The organism is Bradyrhizobium sp. CCBAU 25338, assembly GCF_028128965.1.
In the GTDB taxonomy this organism is placed as follows: Bacteria; Pseudomonadota; Alphaproteobacteria; order Rhizobiales; family Xanthobacteraceae; genus Bradyrhizobium; species Bradyrhizobium liaoningense.
The window spans coordinates 381,608-400,081 of record NZ_LFKY01000002.1 but is presented as its reverse complement, the minus strand read 5'-3'; the positions used below and the strand labels follow the sequence as shown (position 1 = coordinate 400,081).

Below are 18,474 nucleotides of genomic sequence, written 5' to 3'. Positions count from 1 at the left end.
CCGCAACGCATAAACGACAAGACCTCGAGCCCTGCGCTTGGGGACGAGAGAGGCCTTCAGCCATGAGCCAGCGTTTCGATGTGATCCTCAAAGGCGGCACCGTGGTCAACCAGGACGGGGAGGCCGTTCGCGACATCGGCATTGCGGGCGGTCGCATCGCCGAGCTGGGGCCGCTGTCGCAGGGCAGCGCCGCGGAGGTGATCGACTGCAAGGGCCTGCACATCCTGCCCGGCGTGATGGACACGCAGGTGCATTTCCGCGAGCCCGGGCTGGAGCACAAGGAAGACCTCGAGACCGGCTCGCGCAGCGCCGTGATGGGCGGCGTCACCGCCGTGTTCGAAATGCCGAACACGGCGCCGCTGACGGTGACGGAGGCCGAATTTACCGACAAGGTGAAGCGGGCCAATCACCGCATGCATTGCGATTTCGCCTTCTTCATCGGCGGTACCCGCGAGAACGTGCAGGACCTGCCGGTGCTCGAGCGCGCACCCGGCTGCGGCGGCGTCAAGGTGTTCATCGGCTCCTCGACCGGTGCGCTGCTGGTGGAGGACGACGAAAGCCTGCGCCGCATCTTCCAGGTGATCCGCCGTCGTGCGGCGTTCCACGCCGAGGACGAGTATCGGCTCAACGAGCGCAAGCCGCAGCGCATCGAGGGCGATGCGCGCTCGCATCCGGTCTGGCGCGACGAGACCGCGGCGCTGATGGCGACGCAGCGACTGGTCAAGCTCGCGCACGAGACGGGCAAGCGCATTCACGTGCTGCACATCTCGACCAGGGAAGAGATCGAGTTCCTGCGCGACCACAAGGATGTCGCCTCCTGCGAAGCGACGCCGCATCACCTCACGCTGGTCGCGCCCGAATGCTACGAGCGGCTCGGCACGCTCGCGCAGATGAACCCGCCGGTGCGCGGGGCCGATCATCGCGCCGGCATCTGGCGCGGCATCGAGCAGGGCATCATCGACGTGCTCGGCTCCGACCACGCCCCGCATACGCTCGAGGAGAAGTCGAAGACCTATCCGGCCTCGCCCTCCGGCATGACCGGCGTGCAGACGCTGGTGCCGATCATGCTCGATCACGTCAACGCCGGCCGGCTGTCGCTGGCGAGATTCGTCGACCTCACCAGCGCCGGTCCCGCACGCCTCTACAACATCGCGTGCAAGGGGCGAATCGCCGCCGGCTACGATGCCGATTTCACCATCGTCGATCTGAAGCGCAGCGAGACCATCACCAACGAATGGGTCGCGTCCAAGGCCGGCTGGACGCCTTATGACGGTGTCCGCGTCACCGGCTGGCCCGTCGGCACCTTCATCCGCGGCCGCCGCGTGATGTGGCAGGGCGAGCTCGTGACGGCCTCGCAGGGCGAGCCGGTGCGGTTTTTGGAAACGCTGAAGGCTCGTAGGGAGTAGAGGTTATAGCCCGCATGAGCGAAGCGATATGCGGGGTTTCGCTTCAGCCATTCCCGGGTTTCGCTACGCTCACCCGGGCTACGGCTCCGCAACGGGAGGCGACAATGTCCCAGCCGACACCCCTCATCACCACCCAACAACTCTCCGCCATCCTCGGCGATCCCGATCTGCGCCTCTACGATTGCACGACCTATAATGAGCCTGTCCCACCCGGCAGCGACGTGCCTTATCGCGCGGTGCCAGGCGACAAGTCCTTTGCGGCCGGCCACATCCCCGGCGCCGATTTCCTCGACCTGCAAGGCGAGTTCTCCGATACCTCGTCGCAACAGTTCTTCATGATGCCCGGTGTGGCCCAGTTGGAGGCCGCCTTCGGCCGCCACGGCGCCGACGCATCCAAGACCATCGTGCTCTACAGCATCGGCACGATGATGTGGTCGACGCGGTTCTGGTGGATGCTGCGCTCGCTCGGAGTCGATGCGCTCGTGCTCGACGGCGGTTTCGACAAGTGGAAGGAGGAGGGGCGGCCGATCGAGACAGGCGCACCGAAGGGATATCCGGCGACGACATTCAAGGCGACGCCGCGCACGGGCTGCTTCGTCGACAAGGCCGCGGTGATGTCGCGGATCGGCGATCCCTCGACCGTGATCGTCAATGCGCTAGGACCGCAGTTTCATTCCGGCCTCGAACCGAGCCGCTATGGCCGGCCCGGCCGCGTTCCCGGCAGCGTCAACGTATCAGCGGCAACCCTCGTCAATCCCGACAGGACCCTGACGACGCTCGCAGACGCAGAAGCGAAATTCGCCGCCCAAGGCGTCACGCGAGACAAGGATGTCATCCTGTATTGCGGCGGCGGCATCTCGGCGACAATCGATCTGCTCATGCTGGCGCAGCTCGGCTACGACAAGCTGACGCTCTACGATGCCTCGATGGGCGAGTGGGCGAGGGATCCGTCGCTGCCGATTGAAACGGACTAGGGGCTCTTGCCCTTCTCGGCCAGGGAGGAAAAAGTCGGGAACCTTTTCCCTGGACCTGCATCCAATGTCCGGAATGAAGTGAAACGAGCAGGTAACCGCCATGCCAGGGACCGCAGCCGGCCTGTCCGCCGGCGCCAGGACATCGGAAGCCGCGCTGATCGACCGCGCGCGGCGCCGGGACGAGGCCGCCTTGCGCGAGATCATGCAGGCCAACAACCGCAGGCTCTACAGGCTCGCGCGCGGCATCCTGCGCAGCGACAGCGAAGCCGAGGACGTGGTGCAGGAAACCTATGTCCGCGCATTCACGCATCTCGACGGTTTCCTTGGTGAGTCGGCGTTGTCGACGTGGTTGTCGCGCATTGCGATCAACGAGGCGCTCGGACGCGCACGCAGTCGGAAGCCGCAGGTCGAACTGGGATCGGTGCCGGAGGCAACGCTCGAAGCGCAAATCATCCAGTTTCCCCTTTCGTCCGCCGCAACCGATCCGGAAAAGTCCATGGCCCAACGCGAGATCCAGCGCGTCGTCGAACACGCGGTCGACGAATTGCCCGACGTCTACCGCATGGTCTTCATCGCGCGGGTGATGGAGGGCATGAGCATGGAGGAGACGGCCGAGCTGCTCGGCATCAAACCGGAGACCGTCAAGACACGGTTGCACCGTGCCCGCGCGCTGCTGCGCGAGCACGTCGAGCAGAAGATCGGTCCGGTCGTGATGGATGCGTTTCCGTTCGCCGGCCGGCGCTGCGAGCGCCTGACCGAGACCGTGCTCAGGCGCCTTGGCATCGGCGTGTAATTCTTCGGGAACGTTCGCCCGGAATTGGCATCCAACCTGTGCAAGCAACACGCCGGGAATTTCCGGCCTCACAGGAGTGTCAAGCCATGTTGATCCGATGGAGCGCGGCGGCCGCCGCAGCGATGATGTTGTCGAGTCCCGTACTGCAAGGCGCCAGCGCAGCCGACAAGCCCAGCGATCCGCAGATCGCACATATCGCCTACACCGCGGGCGTGATCGACATCAACGCGGCCAAGCAGGCGCAGAAGAAGGCGAAGAGCAAGGACGTGAAGGCGTTCGCCGAAGACATGCTGCGCGACCACGAGGCAGTCAACAAGCAGGCGCTTGCGCTGGTCAAGAAGCTGAACGTCACGCCGGAGGACAACGACACCAGCAGGGCGTTGTCGAAGCAGGCGAGCGACAAGATGGCCGAGCTCGACAAGCTCGACGGCGCAGCGTTCGACAAGGCCTATGTCGCGAACGAGGTTGCCTACCACAAGACGGTCAATGGCGCGCTGGAGACGCAGCTCATTCCGTCCGCGAGCAATGCCGAGCTGAAGAGCCTGCTGCAGACCGGCCTGAAGATTTTCCAGGGCCATCAGCAGCACGCCGAGCACGTCGCGGCCGAGCTGAAATAGGAGGCGTGAGATGAAGCCGGGACGCCTCGCTTCGATCGCGCTCGCGGTCGTCTTCCTGTCGACGGTCGTCCCGGCGCGTGCCGCGACCATTCGGATCACGATGGAGAATCTCGTGATCTCACCGGCCGAAATATCGGCGAAGGTCGGTGACACCATCGAATGGATCAACAAGGACGTCTTCGCCCACACGGCCACCTCGGAGAATGGCGACTTCGACGTGATGCTGCCACCAGAGAAATCGGCGACATTCATTTTGAAGAAGCCGGGAGCGGTCGATTATTACTGCCGCTATCATCCCAACATGAAAGCGACCCTCAAGGTCGAGCCATGAGGGATTGCGTTCCCGACCGCAGCGGGAGCTTCTTCCGGCTATCGCGAGACTAATGCTTGTCTGCGTCCGATCGCTTCCGTGCGATAACTCGCGGCAGACTTCGCGAACATGTCGCCGAGTCATTCATCCGTCGACTGGCCCCGTCCGCGTGGCGGGGTCATTTTCGACAGGCTTACTGCCTGGAGATGCCGACCGAGAACTCGCCGTTGCGAATGCGGCCGGGAAAGCCCTCGACGAACTTCGCCACTGCGTCCTCGCCATAGGTGCCGACGAGTTCGGCCAGCGCGGCGAACAGGCTCGCCTGTGCCAGGCAATCACCGTCGACGCCGTCATGGCGCGCCTCGGCCCAGGCCTCGTTGAGATAGCTCAGGGCAGCCTGTTTCTGCTCGTGATCGGGCAGCGGCGCGCGGGCGTAGGAAATCGGCTGGTTCATGAAACTCGGTCAGGGCTGGGGCGCGATCCACGGCGATGCGCTGTGCGAGAGGTGTAGCACGGTCGTTAATGACCGCTAGGCCACATCTTTAAGAACGGTTAACGGCTGTGCACAAAGTCGATGACAGGGTTCCCGTCGCGCCGCGCCCGCATCTGCCGCCGTCATTCCGGGGCGCGACGAAGTCGCGAGCCCGGAATCCATCTGGCCGCAGAGACTGCCGCACAATGGATTCCGGGCTCGCGCTACGCGCGCCCCGGAATGACAGTGGAGAGAACCTAGTTCGCGTAGCGCGCGGTCAGATCCCGCGAGATCTTCGAGCCTTCCTCGATGTAGCGGCGGATCGCCACCGTCGCGGCCGGCGTGCAGCTCCGATAGGTCTGCTGAAAGCCGTTATAGCCGCGGTTGAACCCGGCGATCATGCGGGTGCGGCGCTCCCCGGAAGGGGTTTCGGCATCGATCAGCGCCTGCATCTCGTTGCGCCATTTGTTGCCCTCGTTGGACCCGCAGATGCCGCGCAGATAGTGCAGGCCGCCGAGGATCTCGGCCAGCCGCTGCAATTCGCCGTCAAACGGCGCCGCCGCGTCCTGGGCCCGGGCGGACCCGGCGGCGCAGGCGAGAATCAGGGCAAAAATGGCCAAAAATCGCGTGGGCATCGGCGGGCTGTATGCCCCGTCGAGCCCAGGGAAGCAAGGCGGAGCCGCCTATGCCTGGATCAGCCGGGCGGCGGACTGGATGACCTCCTCCAGCCCACCGGTCAGCTTGAGGTCGCCGAGGCTCGCCAGGGTGTCCGGCGCGATCCAGCGGTAATCGTCGAGCTCGTCGTTCAAGGCCGGTTCCCCGGCCGCCCAGCGGACGGCAAAGGACATGATCAGGTAATGGCCGGCGCCGGCCGCGGCCGGCAGCACCTCGCGCCAGCCGGCGAGGCCAATGATCTCGATACGAAGGCCGGTTTCCTCGTCAACCTCGCGGCTGAGGGCCTGGTGCAGCGATTCGCCAAATTCGACCCGGCCCCCGGGAAGCGAATAGAACCCCTTGGCAGGCGAACGGGCGCGTCGGACCAGCAGCACCTTGCCGTCGCGGAAGATGGCTGCGCTGACCGCGAGCTGGGGATGGGTGGGCTGGACGACCGCGGCCAATCTCGTCACCTACCCGGCCGAGTTCGCCATGATGGTGTCGACGTCGGCTTCCGCGCCGCCATTGATGATGCCGCCGCAGGCCGCGATCAGCGGCTTGACCCAGAGGGTGGCCTGCTCGGCGAGGCGGACGCGGGTGGTGTCCTTCTCGACTTCGCGCATGGCCGAGCCGACCGCGGTCAGGATCGATGTCATGGTGTCGGTGATGTGGTCGAACTGGGCGCGCACGTTGGGATCTGCCTTCTCATAGGCCTCGATGGCGAGATCCCGTGCCTTGAAATTCGACGCCGTGAAATGCTCGGCATAGGACAGTGGCGTCCAGGTCAGGAAGTCATCGGCGCATTCCGGCATGTCCGGGACCATTTCGAGCAGCATCACGGCTTCATTGAAGTGGTTGAGATAGTCGGTGGCAAGCCCGGTGCGCGGGTTGATATTGGCCACGCGCAGGCGCTCGGCCCAGGCCTCGGCCTCGGGGCCCGTCTGTACATGCGTCCGCGCGGGTTGGGAGGCCGTTGAGCTCATCTGCCGCAGTGTTAGCGTTCGGGGTTAAAAGGACCTGAACGGACCTTATATAGACGCCCAGGCATGTGTGGACGCTTCGTCATAACTTCGGCCCCCGCGGCTTTGCGGCAACTGTTCGGCTATGTCGAGCAGCCGAATTTCCCGCCCCGGTACAATGTCGCCCCGACGCAACCGATTCCGGTCGTGTTGGTCGAGAACGGCGCGCGCCATTTCCGGCTGATGCGTTGGGGCCTGTTGCCGGGCTGGGTCAAGGATCCGCGCGGATTTTCGCTCCTGATCAACGCCCGCGCCGAGACGGTGCTGGAGAAGCCCGCCTTCAAGAAGGCGATTCGCCGCCGGCGCGGCCTGATTCCGGCCGATGGCTATTACGAGTGGAAGACGGAAGGCGGCCGCAAGCAGCCCTTCTTCATCCACCGCGCCGACGGCGAACCGCTCGGCTTTGCCGCAGTGTTCGAAACCTGGGTCGGGCCGAACGGCGAGGAGCTCGACACGGTCGCGATCGTCACGGCGGCGGCAGGCGAGGACCTCGCCGCGCTGCATGACCGCGTGCCCGTCACCATCAGCCCGCGCGATTTCGAGCGCTGGCTCGACATAAGCGGCGACGAGGTCGACGCGATCCTGCCGCTGATGACCGCTCCGCGCATCGGCGAGTTCGCCTGGCACCCCGTCTCCACCCGCGTCAACCGCGTCGCCAATGACGACGAGCAGCTCGTGCTGCCGATCAGCGCGGAGGAGATGGAGGCGGAGGCAGAGGCGGTGAAGCCGAAAAAGGCGGTGAGGAAGGTTGCTGCTGCGCCGGCGGATGACGGTCAGGGGTCGTTGTTCTGATTTGGCGGCGGTGGAATGCGTGGCGCTCTAAACAATCTCCCGCGCCCGCAGCCGCGCGATCTCCGCCGCATCGAATCCCAGATCACCCAGCACCGCGTCCGTATCCGCGCCCAGCTCCGGCGCCATCCGGTCCAGCCGTCCGCCGCCATGTGCGAGCTTGAATCCGCTGCCGGCGAAGCGTAGCCGCCCGTAAGGCGTATCCAGCTCCTGGATCGCGCCGCGCGCCTTGATCTGCGGATGGTCGATCACCTCCTCGACCTTCCAGATGCTGGCACAGGGCGCGCCGGCGTCCTCCAAAATCGTCTCCCATTCTCGCGCCGGCCTTTTCGCCAGCGCCTCCTCGATGATGGCGCGGAGCGCGCCCTCGTTCTCGTTGCGCGCGAACCAGTCGGCGAAGCGCGGATCGCTCAGCGTGTCTTCGCGGCCGAGCGCGCTCATCAGCGCGCGGTACTGCTTCTCGTTGTTGACGGCGAGCAGGATGTGGCCGTCGCCGCATTTGAACAGGTTGGCCGTGGTCCTGCGGCTCACCGCCTGGTTGCCGGAAAGTGTCTGGCGATGGCCGGCGACCGACCAGTCCGCGACCTGGCCCGACAGAAACGCCAGCGTCGCCTCCAGCATGGAGACGTCGATGAGCTGGCCCTTGCCGGTGCGGTCTCGCTGATACAGCGCGCTCGAGACGCCGAACGCCGCCGTCGCGCCCGACAGCACGTCGCAGACCGCAAAGCCGGCACGCGTCGGCCCCGTTTCGGGGTGGCCGGTGATGGCCATGATGCCCGACAGCGCCTGCATCTTGCCGTCATAGCCTGGCCGCAGGCGGTCCGGGCCGGTCTGGCCGAAGCCGGAGACCGCGCAATAGACCAGCTTTGGATTGATCGCGGACAGCGCCTCGTAGCCGATGCCGAGCTTGTCCATCACGCCCGGGCGAAAATTCTCCATGACGACGTCGACCTGGCTCGCGAGCTTCTTCACGATCGCAATCGCCTCCGGCTTCTGCAAATCGAGCGTCAGGCTGCGCTTGTTGCCGTTGACGGCCTGGAACGCCGGCGCCAGCCCGCGCTCGGCCCATTCGCGGGAAAGCGGCGTGCGGCGCATGTCCTCGCCCTCGCGCCGCTCGACCTTGATGACGTCGGCTCCCAGCAGCGCGAGCTGGTAGCTCGCATACGGGCCGGCCAGCACTTGCGTGAAGTCCAGGATCTTCACGCCTTCGAACGGTCGCGTCACGTCGCTCTCCCCTTTTTGTTGTCGTTGTCGGAGGACGTCAGGCGGCGCGATTGCCGCGCGCGATCTCCTTCTGCTTGTCGAATTCGGCGCGGCGCCGCGCCAGCTCTTCAGGAGAGAGCTGCGCGACGTTGTTGTAGTCGAGCTTCCAGGAGGCGTCCTCGCTCCAGCGCAGCGGCGACTGCATCGTGGTCTGCGGACCGCTTGCAGTCTCCAGCAGCTTGAGCGCCAGCTCCAGCGTCTGCGCCTGCGAGGCGACGTCATGCGGCTTGCCGGCGGAATTGCCGAGCGGGAAGTCGCTGAACAGAAAGCGCGGCACCGCCGCGTGCTCGACGATGTCCTTGGCGCAGCCCATGATCACGGTCGCAATGCCGTTGCGCTCCAGATGCCGCGCCGCCAGCGCCGTGGTCTGGTGACAGACCGGGCAGTTCGGCACCAGCACGGCGACGTCGACCGCATCAGCGATGCAGCGCGAAAGAATTTCCGGCGCGTCGGTATCGAGCGTGACGCGATGGCTGCGGTTGGTCGGCGCGCCGAAGAAGCGCGGGGCCACTTCGCCAATCCGTCCCGCAGCGCTGGCCTTCAGGAGCTGCGGCAGCGGAAACCAGGTGCCGCTGTCGGTGGCGCCGGTGTGCTTGCGGTCGTAGCCGATGTGCGAGATGCGAAGGTCGTGCGGTTTCGACGTGTCGCCGTCATAGACCTGGTAGAATTTCGCACCGCCATTATACGCCGCGCCCGGACCCTGGTCGCCCTTGGCCGGATCGAACGGCGCAGCCGTGGTGATGATGGTGACGCGCGACTGTGCCAGCGGCTTCTTCAGCGGCTGGAACGGCGCCTCGGTGTAATGCGCCCAGCGATACGGCGTGGTGTAGCCGATCGCCGCGTAATAGTCCCGCGTGCGCTGCATGTAGGGAACGGGGGAGTCGTAGTCGGGCGCAAAGCCGAATTCGTCGTCGCGCGGAGCGGACATGGGCGCGTCTCCTGGTTCTTGGTTGGGCCCAGACTAGAGGTAGTTCTGGGGTTGCTCAACGGGGGAAGCGGCAGCGCAGGCCAGAATTGCAATGGACGATGAAGCCGCGCGAACGGTGGCCACTTCACCCTCCCCTGGAGGGGGAGGGTCGCTGTGCATGAAGCGAAGCGGAATGCGCAGCGGGGTGGGGTGACGGTCTCTCCACGAAGAACACCGCCCGTGTGGAGAGATCACCCCACCCCGCTCGCGCTGCGCGCGATCGACCCACGGGCGAGCTACGCTCGTCCCGGACCCCTCCAGGGGAGGGTAAGCGAGTCACCTGAACAGATGCAGCGCCGCGTATTGCAGCAGCATGATCGCCTTGGCGTCGATGATGCGGCCGTCGGCGATCATCGCAAGTGCCTCGTCGATGCCGAGCTCCAGCACCTCGATGTCCTCGCCCTCGTGCTCGAGGCCGCCGCCGTCGCTGACGCGCATCTCAGGCTCGTACTCGGCGACGAAGAAATGCAGCTTCTCGGTGATGGCGCCGGGGCTCATGAACGCCTCGAACACCTTGTGCACGTCGTGCAGGCGATAGCCGGTTTCCTCCTCGGCCTCGGCGCGGATGCGCGTCTCGGGCTCGGCGTTATCAAGCACGCCGGCGGCCGCCTCGATCAGGAGATCGTCGTAGCCGCGGATGAACGCCGGCAGGCGGAACTGGCGCACCAGGATCACCGTGCGCCGGGCGCGGTTGTAGGGCAGCACGGCCGCAGCGTTGTCGCGCTCATAGGTCTCGCGGTGCTGCGTCTGCCACTCGCCATTGGCACGCCGGTACTCGAACGTCGTGGTCTTCACGGGCGTCCAGTTGTTCGAGAGCACGCGGACGTCCTTGATGCGGACGCGATCGGAAATGGTCATGGCTCGATCTCAGTTGATTGGCGTGGTCGCGCGGCCGTCGAGCCACTTCTGGAACATCACGGAGGTGGATAGCTCGAAGCCCAGCGATCCGTAGAATGCATTGGCCTGCGCGTTCTCGCGGCGGACCAGCAGCTGCAGCTTTGGAATTCCGGCCTCGCGCAGCCAGTCCTCGGCCGCCGCCATGATGACGCGGCCATGGCCGCGCTTCCGGCTGTCGGGATCGACCGCGACGTAATAGACCCAGCCGCGGTGGCCATCATGGCCGACCATCACAGTGGCGACGATCGCGCCGTTGTCGCGGCCGACCAGCACCGTGGAATTGTCGCGCCGCCGCGCCAGCGCGATGTCGGCATGCGGGTCGTTCCAGGGCCGGGTCAGGCCGCAGCGCTGCCACAGCGCGACGACCTTCTCGACGTCGGCATCCGCGATCGCGCGGATCGCGAGCGGAGCAGGGGCCACGCTCACAGCACCTTCCCCGGATTCATGATGCCGAGCGGATCGAGCATCGCCTTGATGGAGCGCATCAGCTCGATCGCGGTCTTGTCCTTCACCTCCGGCAGCTCGTCGCGCTTGAGCACGCCGATGCCGTGCTCGGCCGAGATCGAGCCGCCCATGCGCAGCACGATCTCGAACACCACTGCGTTCATCTCGTGCCAGCGCGCCAGGAAATCCGCCGTATTGGCGCCGACCGGCTGGCTGACATTATAGTGCAGGTTGCCGTCGCCGAGATGGCCGAACGGCACCGGCCGCGCGCCGGGGATCAGCTTCACCACGGCGGCGTCGGCCTCGGCGATGAAGGCGGGCACGGCCGCGACGGGCACGGAAATGTCGTGCTTGATCGAGCCGCCCTCCGGCTTCTGCGCCGCGGACATCTCGTCGCGCAGCTTCCAGAAGCCGGCGCGCTGGGTGAGGTTGGCCGCGATCACGGCGTCGTCGACGATCTCCTCCTCCATGGCGCGGGCGAGGATCGTCTCCAGCGGCGTGCGGGCGTCCTCGCCCGGCGAAGACAACTCCATCAGCACGTACCAGGGATGCTTCGCTTCAAGCGGATCGCGCACGTCGATGCCGTGCCGCACCGAGAAATCGACCGCCATCTCCGACAGCAGCTCGAAGCTCGTCAGCGCATTGGCGGCTTCGCCCTGCGCGATCGTCAGCAGCTTGAGCGCCGCCGCCGGCGATTTCAGCCCGACGAAGGCGGTCTCCACCGCCCGCGGCTTCGGAAACAGCTTCAGCGTCGCCGCCGTGATGATGCCGAGCGTGCCTTCGGCGCCGATGAAGAGGTTGTGCAGATTGTAGCCGGTGTTGTCCTTCTTCAGCTTCGACAGCAAATTGAGCACGCGCCCGTCGGCGAGCACCACCTCCAGGCCCAGCGCCATCTCGCGGGCAACGCCATAGGCGAGGGCGGCGGTGCCGCCGGCATTGGTCGAGAGATTGCCGCCGATGGTGCAGCTGCCTTCGGCGCCAAGCGAGAGCGGAAACAGCCGGTCCACCTCTGCCGCCTTCGCTTGCGCGATCTGCAGCACCACGCCGGCCTCGCAGGTCATGGTGTTGGAGGCGGTATCGACCTCGCGGATCTTGTCGAGCCGGCGCAGCGACACCACCACCTCGCCATTGTGCGGCGTCTGGCCGCCGACGAGCCCGGTATTGCCGCCCTGCGGCACCAGCGCGATTTTGTGCGCGGAGGCGAGCTTGCAGATCGCGGAGACCTCCGCTGTCGAGCCCGGGCGCAGCACCAGCGGCGAGCGGCCGTGGAACAGGTTGCGCTCCTCGGTGACGTAAGGCTCGATGTCGGTCGCATCGGTGATGGCGTGGCGGTCGCCGACGATCTTGCGGAATTGGGCGATCAGCTCGGGCGCAAGCGGCGGGACCGCGGGTCTATTGACGTTCATTCTCGTGTCTCTTCTCAAGCTTCTTATCGGGCAACCGCAGCCCGGCGCAGCCGGTCATTGATCGCTTCGCCAAGTCCTTCCTCGGGAATCGCCATCACCGCGATCCCCCGCGGGCTCTTCGCATCGAGGCTGCGAAGATAGCCGAACAGATTGGCGGCGGCTTCATCGAGATCCCCGGTGGGCGATAAATTCATGACGGCGGCGGCAGCGTCAACACCAGGCAGGCGCTCAGAGCCGAACGCCAGCAGCGCCTCGCCCGGCGTCACCTCGCGCGCATTGAGCCGCACATTGGCGCGCGGCGCGTAATGCGAGGCCAGCATGCCCGGGGCCACCGGCTGGCTGTCGTCGCTTTCGGCTTGCAGCGGCGGCCGCGCCAGCGGCGCGCCCAGCACCGCCTCGATCCGCTCGCGTGAGAGCCCGCCGGGGCGGAGCAGCATCGGCGCGTCGAAGCAACCGACAATGGTTGATTCGACCCCGACCGTAACCGGCCCGCCGTCGACGATCAGGTCGATCCGCCCTGACAAGTCGCTCGCGACATGGGCGGCCAGCGTCGGCGAGACGTGGCCGGAGATGTTGGCGGACGGCGCCACCACGGCGCCGCCGAAGGCGCGGAGGATCGCCTGCGCCACTGGATGGGCGGGGATACGGATCGCGACCGTGTCGAGGCCGGCGGTGGCGAGATCCGCCACCGGGCAGCCGTCGGTCTTCGGCACCACTAGCGTCAGCGGCCCCGGCCAGAACGCCTCCGCAAGCTTCAGTGCGCGGGCGTCGAACCGCCCGATCCGCCGCGCGGCCTTGAGGTCAGCGACATGCGCGATCAGCGGATTGAACGCCGGCCGGCCCTTGGCGGCATAGAGATGGGCGATCGCCGTGGCGTTGGCGGCGTCCGCGCCGAGCCCGTAGACCGTCTCGGTCGGAAACGCGACCAGCCCGCCGGCGGCCAGGGTCCGGGCGGCGGCTTCCGCGCCGGCCTCGCCGGCCGGCAAAATCAGCGTTTCAAGACCCGTTTTCACAGGGATAAAATTCCTCGGCTCGGCCGCTTGCAGTGCGTCAAACCCGACGCTATAAGCCGCCTTCTTGTCGGAGTGTGGCTCAGCCCGGTAGAGCACTGCGTTCGGGACGCAGGGGTCGCAGGTTCGAATCCTGCCACTCCGACCATCATTTCAAGTACTTATAGTTTCTGTGTTTTTCGGGCGCAATGAAATGCGCAATGATTTGAGGCACGGCAGCCATGCCCGTCGATCTCAAGGCTTTCGCCAAGGGCGTCGAGGAGCAGATAAAGCAGATCCGGGACGATCTTGCGCCGCTGGAAGCCGGGAAAATGACAATCGGGGAACGCGAAGGAAACGGGCCTTGGCGGGACGTCACGCAGGACATGGTCAAGCACCACAAGTCCTCCCTCCGGACCTACGAGCTTATTCTGGCTGACCTCCGGGCACGAATAGCCCGCGGCGAATAGGGTTCAGCTCAGCGCTTTCCCCCAAACGCCTCTGCGGCCTCTTCCTGGAAATCTGGATGGTGATGGCCGTAGTTGGCCTCGAGCTGCTCCACGGTCATACCGAGCCAGCCAGCGGCTTCCCACATATCGACACCTGCCTGCATCAGCCAGGTGGCCGCGGTGTGGCGCAAGGAGTGGCGAACCACGTCATCGCCTAGCCCGGCATCCTCCAGGATCCCCTCCCAAGCCGATCTGATCTTGCCAGCAAGCGGCTGGCCATCGTGCATGCGGTTGACGACGAAGCGAATCTGATCGCCATCCTTCAAAAGGCCCGCCGCTCGCAGCTCGGACGAGCGCGTCTGGTCGATCTTCCGCCAACGGACCAAGTGAGGGCGTAGCCGGCTGGCAATCTTTGCGGGCGGGCGTCGCTTCTTGGTTGACCGTTCCAAAGCCCCCTTGCCCTGGTACACCATCGCGTCCAGATTCATCCAGGGATGGGTCGTTGTCGGCAGCCACTGTGTTCGGCGGATCGTCTCTTCGCGGCGGGCGCTGTACATGCCAACCAGAGTGAAGCGCGCAGCCGGATAGCGCCGACGGATAATCCATCGCTCACGTCTCATGAGCTTGCCATCTTCCCTGCGTTTCCAGGTGCCCCGCTCGTTGTCCCACACGTAGCCAATCGCAGCGCCGAGCAAGCGGGCGGCTTCATTGCGTGTCAACCATCGGTGACGCCCCTCCGCCTTTGTTGGCAGAGTGATCTTTGGCACCACCCTAAGCGTGTGTTCCGCGTGATACGCGTTAATTGCAGCCCGCAAGTCCTCAAGTCGACGTCGCGCGGTCTGGTCCGAGACCGTACCGTGGCGGGGCTTGATGCCGGCTTTCCTGTTGTTGTCGTTCGGCGTGCCCGTAGACCAGTCTACGAAATCGCGGCAAAGCTGAGCCTTGAGTTCGCCGACCGTCTTGTCGCCAAAGAAGTTATTGAGATCTAGCAAACGAATGAGCAGCAGGTCGTGCTGGGCCCATGCCCGCTGGTCACTTTTGTCCTTAGGACGCTTTGAAATTTCGTAAGCGGTGAGGACGTCAGCTATGGCGAGTACGCCGGGGTCGGTCGCGCCGATTGTGCTGGTATGCCGCTCGCCGATGTAGTTTTCGAGCGCCTTCGCAGCGCCGTCAATGTCGTCGCGGCCGCAGCCTGTGCGGATTTGCCGGCCACGGTCGAGGATGATCCAGATTTCATCATCCTCTCGGAACCAGAGGCGTGGGGGCTTGGCTTTACGGCCCGGCATGATGGCTTGACCAATTTGCGGATGGCGCGAGGTGTGGTCAAATCTTTGCCTGCCACTTTGGCGATTTCAAGAGTCCCAGCGGCTGCGGCCCTGCGCAACGAAGACAAAGTCAATGGACCGTGGGGAAAGAATACGACAGCGGCCTCGACGAGAGTCATCACTTCGTCCTCGTCCCATTGGGCAGGATCGGGCCGTGCTTTCGCGCGAGCGAGTTTGTCGATCTTGCGCTTTGGCATATCTTGAACGCGGTGCTCGTGAGTGCTCCAGGCCTTTGGATCGGCCGATGGGTTTCAAGGTGTATGCGAAATCTGCTCTTCGAGAAGCGCTGCATCTCGTTGATGCGGCAATCGGTGGCTTCCGAGTGCAAATCGGACAATTTCGGACTCTTAATCAGCGGGTCCCAGGTTCGGGCCCTGGTGCGCCCACCATAAAAGCCCTTCTCGATCAATCGCTTGGGCGAGCCGCTTTTCGAGAACAAAACGGGTCTCGTGCGAAATTATTTGGAATCGGACGTTACACGACCGGACCGGGTGTCGACCTTATCCTTTGTTTCTGTACCTTCACCCATTCAATACAGCGCGGAAATCCGATGGTACAGGCCGATCACGTGCTCGTCGTAGATTAGGATACAAGAGCGAGCAAAACGGGCAATCTGTTATGCCCGTCGCCGCAGGCTATTGATTTGCTCCAGTGTCCACCTGGCTATCAAAGGTCTGTCGTTCCGCCTCCGGCCGCAGCATGGCGGTGAGGTCGCAGAGGCGGGCAGTCGCGGCGAGCAAATGAATCCACCCTCCGAGGGCACCATAAGCCCGCAATGTGCGTGGCGATCGGTTGCCACAGTCCGGGCCGTAAATTGTACGACGATCCTGTGGTCGCTTGTCAGGCGAGGGCTTGTAGGTGGCGATGTAGGGATGGGCGATGTCGTTCCGAGTCGGCCGACGGCGACTTTACCTGGATCGGCCTGGATACATCGAGCGGCAGTGCTCGCCGGCTGGAGACGTTGCGCACCGCGAGACCAGAGCGGATGCTCGCGACGCCGGCGATCCGGGATATGCGTGCAATCAGATTTTCGAGGTCGGAGACGTCGGACACAATGGCACGCAACAGATAATCCTGATCTCCGACCTTGAGATAGCAGTCCATGATTTCGGCGATGCGGCCGACTTCAGTCGCAAAGCCGTCGCGGACACTCTGCACGTGTTTTTCCAACGTCACCTGGATGAATGCCATGACGCGCAGGCCGACAATCTGCCGACGGTCTTCAAGTTTGACCAACAGTTTCTCGATTGGTGTGTATGACCACCAATGCTGGTAGGTCACTCGAGCCCGCACTCTCGCTAAAGTGCCCAGTACCCAGAGGCGAGGGGCCTCACGGGAAAGCCGGGTGGGTAGCCTTGTGATCCCCGAGGCTGACTACTGAGCCAGCGGCACGTGATAGGGACAGCGCCTTCCTTGCTCCAATGAGGGTGCCGAGTCACGTCGCCCCTGGCTGTCCGGCGAAGCGGATGCGGCAGAGATAGCGCATTTGTCGATCCTCCCCGGGTGGACATAGGCGCCGAGTCGCATCCGCGCTGCTTTCTGGTTGAATTCCACGAATCGGGTCCAGTTTTTACGCCTTACCGGCTGATGCGCCTGATGGAGCTTGGTAACGCATTTGACGCAACGGACACAATCGTCTTGGATACGAGAAACTTGCGTGGAGCGCGACCCGGTAAGCGGCGCGACGGTTCGAAAGCAACTGATGCGCGATCCGAATGGCCAGTCCCACACGGTCCACGAGCCGGGGAGCCCGTGAGGTCAATCAGTCATAAATGTCCAGTGGATTGGCTGCGCGCCAATCCGGCGCGTAGCCCCGAGCGGCTGCCGCTGATCGCAAGCGCGCCGAATGGCTATTGTCTGAGACGTAAACGTCGATATTGCTCTCGACGGCAAGCGGCCACATGGGCCGCTTTCCGTTTTGTAAATTGCCGCGCAGGTCCGTCAGCTTTCGGTAAGCCAGCCCCGATAAAGAATCGTTTGTTTAACGGGGGCGTGGCAGGGACAGCGCATGAGCTGAAGGACCACCATGTGCCGAGTTACGCTTCCGTTAAGCATTGCCGTTCGGATGCGGCAGGGATAGTGCCTCATGATGCCGCCCAGGCCGTCAGGCGCCGAGCGGCGTTCGCACAGCTTCCGACTCACGGGTTAGTTCTCATTCTGGCGATTTCGCTCGTCTTGCGAGCGATAAGCTCCTGATCAGTTTCTTGCCACCGTTAAAGGTGAGCTTGGGGCAGCTAGCTGGGCGGCAGGGACAGTGCGCTGCCCCTGCGTATCCGTGGGGTATAAGCGCCGAGTCAAGTTTTGCTAAGTTCGGGCGGGGTAGGGACAGCGTCTGCTCCAGCGCAACAAACGACGTCGAGTCGCGCCCGCACTGCTTCCGATCAACATCGCCAACACTCTGAAACGGAAGGAGATTGCCTAGCTGAATCCCGTCCCCTGTTGCCTTGTTGCAATTGTGTGCGCCATCCGTGGCGACGACCACGCCGACAGCGTCGCCGATTCTTCAACGAGGTACTCCTTCGCGGTCGCAATGGGGTGCTTTCTATTACGCTCCGTCTGGATTTACTCCGCCAACATTCTTGCGTCTCTCATGTGCGTTTGGCTTGTGATTCTTGTTTATGCGAGGCACGCGTGTCTGGTCACCTGTGTCTTCAATTGTTTACGGCAAAGACTCAGCTTAGAGAGTCGCCGACGAGGATGGGACCGACCGATTTTGGTAGGTGCCCTGGGTACTTCTTCGAAGATACAACATTGTAGCCCTTGAGAATTTGAGCCTCATGGGAGCAAAGGTGGCCAGCCCCAGTCTTCGTGACCGGGGTTGGCCACCAGCGCTTGCGACGCCATGCACACAGAGTAGCTCCAGGCCAACGAATGCATATGTTCGAGCGGCATATCACGTCCCTGCGATCGCAAGCGCTTGCGGTGCTTGCAGCCAATCAGGCCCGTGCCGCCGATCAGTCGCTGGGACTATCAGATCGCAAGGCCGCCACATTTAACATTGAGGAAGTTCAGGCAATGCTAGCCATACTCGATTGCATGAATCCAAACATGCAGCCGAAGGAAGCACAGCAGATCGCTGCGCGCATACGCGCGGTTCTAGAGGCGCCACATGGGGTGGAGCCCGTTCGGGTAGCATGTTTTTGAGACCACAAGATGTGAGCTTCAGTAGGTGCCCGTCCGATCTTGAACGAGGAAGCTGAACTTGTCGAAACTTTAGCCTACCCCTTGAGGATCGAATGGACACCCATAAGAATGAGCCACTGACGCCGAAACGCCGTGGTGCCAAGCTTGATCGTAGGTGACCTGACGAAGGCTGCAGCGCGCTCCAGTTCAATATTTTCGGCGAAGGCCATCGCCAAGAGGTCAAGTGTTCCGCCAGGAAGGCGTGGATGGAACGAGATCGCTCCACAAGACCTCTTTCATTTAAGCCAAATCTTGCCTGTCCCCTGCGCAGAAGTCGGAGCGTTGCGACGACAGCGCAGCACAGGTAAACAGATCGCAGCTGGGCCTAACTGAAGGTCATCGCCCCAAATTCGTCCGCGCCTGTACGGAAGGCTTTCAGCAGTTGCATGATGCGCTTTCGCGCTGAGCAGCGGATGTCCGCCGTGGTGCATTCCCGCAACCGCAGGAGTCCTATCGGCTTTCCAAAGGCGTCGGCGAGGCTATTGCAAACTGGCCCCGTCCAACTCAATTTAATATT

The 18,474-nt window shown here is 64.0% G+C and carries 19 protein-coding genes, 1 tRNA gene and 1 pseudogene; 9 read left to right on the top strand and 12 right to left on the bottom strand.

Annotated features, from left to right (window positions below; all coding sequences use genetic code 11):
* Positions 1-62 precede the first annotated feature (62 nt).
* The 5 genes from ACM42_RS03340 to ACM42_RS03320 all read left to right on the top strand — a co-directional run bounded on the left by ACM42_RS03340 (position 63) and on the right by ACM42_RS03320 (position 4,121).
* On the top strand, positions 63-1,406 hold the full coding sequence (locus ACM42_RS03340; RefSeq protein ID WP_271526590.1) for a dihydroorotase: 1,344 nt from the start codon (positions 63-65) through the stop codon (positions 1,404-1,406).
* Positions 1,407-1,510: 104 nt separating this feature from the next.
* Positions 1,511-2,380, top strand: a complete 870-nt coding sequence (locus ACM42_RS03335; RefSeq protein ID WP_271526589.1) for a sulfurtransferase — start codon at positions 1,511-1,513, stop codon at positions 2,378-2,380.
* Between the two features lie 100 nt (positions 2,381-2,480).
* A complete protein-coding gene (locus ACM42_RS03330; protein ID WP_271526588.1) occupies positions 2,481-3,173 on the top strand; it encodes an RNA polymerase sigma factor in 693 nt (230 codons plus the stop codon).
* An 86-nt stretch (positions 3,174-3,259) separates the two neighbouring features.
* Entirely contained in the window at positions 3,260-3,790 is a 531-nt protein-coding gene (locus ACM42_RS03325) for a DUF4142 domain-containing protein (protein WP_271526587.1), read from the top strand.
* Positions 3,791-3,800: 10 nt separating this feature from the next.
* Positions 3,801-4,121 (top strand): cupredoxin domain-containing protein, encoded by a 321-nt coding sequence (locus tag ACM42_RS03320; protein ID WP_271526586.1) that lies wholly within the window; start codon positions 3,801-3,803, stop codon positions 4,119-4,121.
* A 172-nt stretch (positions 4,122-4,293) separates the two neighbouring features.
* On the opposite strand, the gene ACM42_RS03315 is transcribed toward ACM42_RS03320, so the two are convergent.
* The 4 genes from ACM42_RS03315 to ACM42_RS03300 form a co-directional block, all read right to left on the bottom strand.
* Complete coding sequence (locus ACM42_RS03315; RefSeq protein ID WP_124159754.1) at positions 4,294-4,554, bottom strand: hypothetical protein; 261 nt, start codon at positions 4,552-4,554, stop codon at positions 4,294-4,296.
* 275 nt (positions 4,555-4,829) lie between these two features.
* A complete protein-coding gene (locus ACM42_RS03310; RefSeq protein ID WP_271526585.1) occupies positions 4,830-5,207 on the bottom strand; it encodes a TIGR02301 family protein in 378 nt (125 codons plus the stop codon).
* Between the two features lie 48 nt (positions 5,208-5,255).
* Positions 5,256-5,690 carry an NUDIX hydrolase gene (locus ACM42_RS03305; protein ID WP_271526584.1) on the bottom strand — a complete coding sequence of 145 codons (435 nt, stop codon included), beginning with the start codon at positions 5,688-5,690 and terminating at the stop codon, positions 5,256-5,258.
* 9 nt (positions 5,691-5,699) lie between these two features.
* A complete protein-coding gene (locus ACM42_RS03300; protein ID WP_028176928.1) occupies positions 5,700-6,209 on the bottom strand; it encodes a hypothetical protein in 510 nt (169 codons plus the stop codon).
* 63 nt (positions 6,210-6,272) lie between these two features.
* On the opposite strand from ACM42_RS03300, the gene ACM42_RS03295 reads away from it, so the two are divergent.
* On the top strand, positions 6,273-7,037 hold the full coding sequence (locus tag ACM42_RS03295) for an SOS response-associated peptidase (protein ID WP_271526583.1): 765 nt from the start codon (positions 6,273-6,275) through the stop codon (positions 7,035-7,037).
* Positions 7,038-7,064: 27 nt separating this feature from the next.
* Here ACM42_RS03295 and ACM42_RS03290 read toward each other — a convergent pair whose 3' ends face one another.
* From ACM42_RS03290 to ACM42_RS03265, 6 genes are all read right to left on the bottom strand, one after another.
* Positions 7,065-8,258, bottom strand: coding sequence for a CaiB/BaiF CoA transferase family protein (locus ACM42_RS03290; protein WP_271526582.1), 1,194 nt, complete (start codon positions 8,256-8,258; stop codon positions 7,065-7,067).
* Positions 8,259-8,295: 37 nt separating this feature from the next.
* Positions 8,296-9,225 (bottom strand): glycine reductase, encoded by a 930-nt coding sequence (locus tag ACM42_RS03285; protein ID WP_271526581.1) that lies wholly within the window; start codon positions 9,223-9,225, stop codon positions 8,296-8,298.
* 315 nt (positions 9,226-9,540) lie between these two features.
* Entirely contained in the window at positions 9,541-10,122 is a 582-nt protein-coding gene (locus ACM42_RS03280) for an NUDIX domain-containing protein (RefSeq protein WP_028176931.1), read from the bottom strand.
* A gap of 9 nt (positions 10,123-10,131) precedes the next feature.
* A complete protein-coding gene (locus ACM42_RS03275) occupies positions 10,132-10,587 on the bottom strand; it encodes a GNAT family acetyltransferase (RefSeq protein ID WP_271526580.1) in 456 nt (151 codons plus the stop codon).
* Positions 10,584-12,011 (bottom strand): FAD-binding oxidoreductase, encoded by a 1,428-nt coding sequence (locus ACM42_RS03270; RefSeq protein ID WP_271526579.1) that lies wholly within the window; start codon positions 12,009-12,011, stop codon positions 10,584-10,586. The genes ACM42_RS03275 and ACM42_RS03270 overlap by 4 nt, the downstream gene beginning before the upstream one ends.
* 23 nt (positions 12,012-12,034) lie before the next feature.
* On the bottom strand, positions 12,035-13,024 hold the full coding sequence (locus tag ACM42_RS03265) for an L-threonylcarbamoyladenylate synthase (RefSeq protein WP_271526578.1): 990 nt from the start codon (positions 13,022-13,024) through the stop codon (positions 12,035-12,037).
* A 68-nt stretch (positions 13,025-13,092) separates the two neighbouring features.
* Between ACM42_RS03265 and ACM42_RS03260 the strand changes: the two genes are divergently transcribed.
* Positions 13,093-13,169: transfer RNA gene (locus ACM42_RS03260), tRNA-Pro, on the top strand.
* A 73-nt stretch (positions 13,170-13,242) separates the two neighbouring features.
* Entirely contained in the window at positions 13,243-13,470 is a 228-nt protein-coding gene (locus ACM42_RS03255; protein ID WP_271526577.1) for a hypothetical protein, read from the top strand.
* A gap of 8 nt (positions 13,471-13,478) precedes the next feature.
* On the opposite strand, the gene ACM42_RS03250 is transcribed toward ACM42_RS03255, so the two are convergent.
* A complete protein-coding gene (locus ACM42_RS03250) occupies positions 13,479-14,735 on the bottom strand; it encodes a hypothetical protein (protein ID WP_271526576.1) in 1,257 nt (418 codons plus the stop codon).
* A gap of 879 nt (positions 14,736-15,614) precedes the next feature.
* Positions 15,615-16,055: an Lrp/AsnC family transcriptional regulator gene (locus tag ACM42_RS03245; RefSeq protein ID WP_271526575.1), complete on the bottom strand. Its 441-nt coding sequence runs from the start codon at positions 16,053-16,055 to the stop codon at positions 15,615-15,617.
* Between the two features lie 2,221 nt (positions 16,056-18,276).
* Between ACM42_RS03245 and ACM42_RS03240 the strand changes: the two are divergent.
* Positions 18,277-18,450, top strand: a pseudogene (locus ACM42_RS03240) (3-methyl-2-oxobutanoate hydroxymethyltransferase); the annotation flags it as partial.
* Between the last annotated feature and the right edge of the window lie 24 nt (positions 18,451-18,474).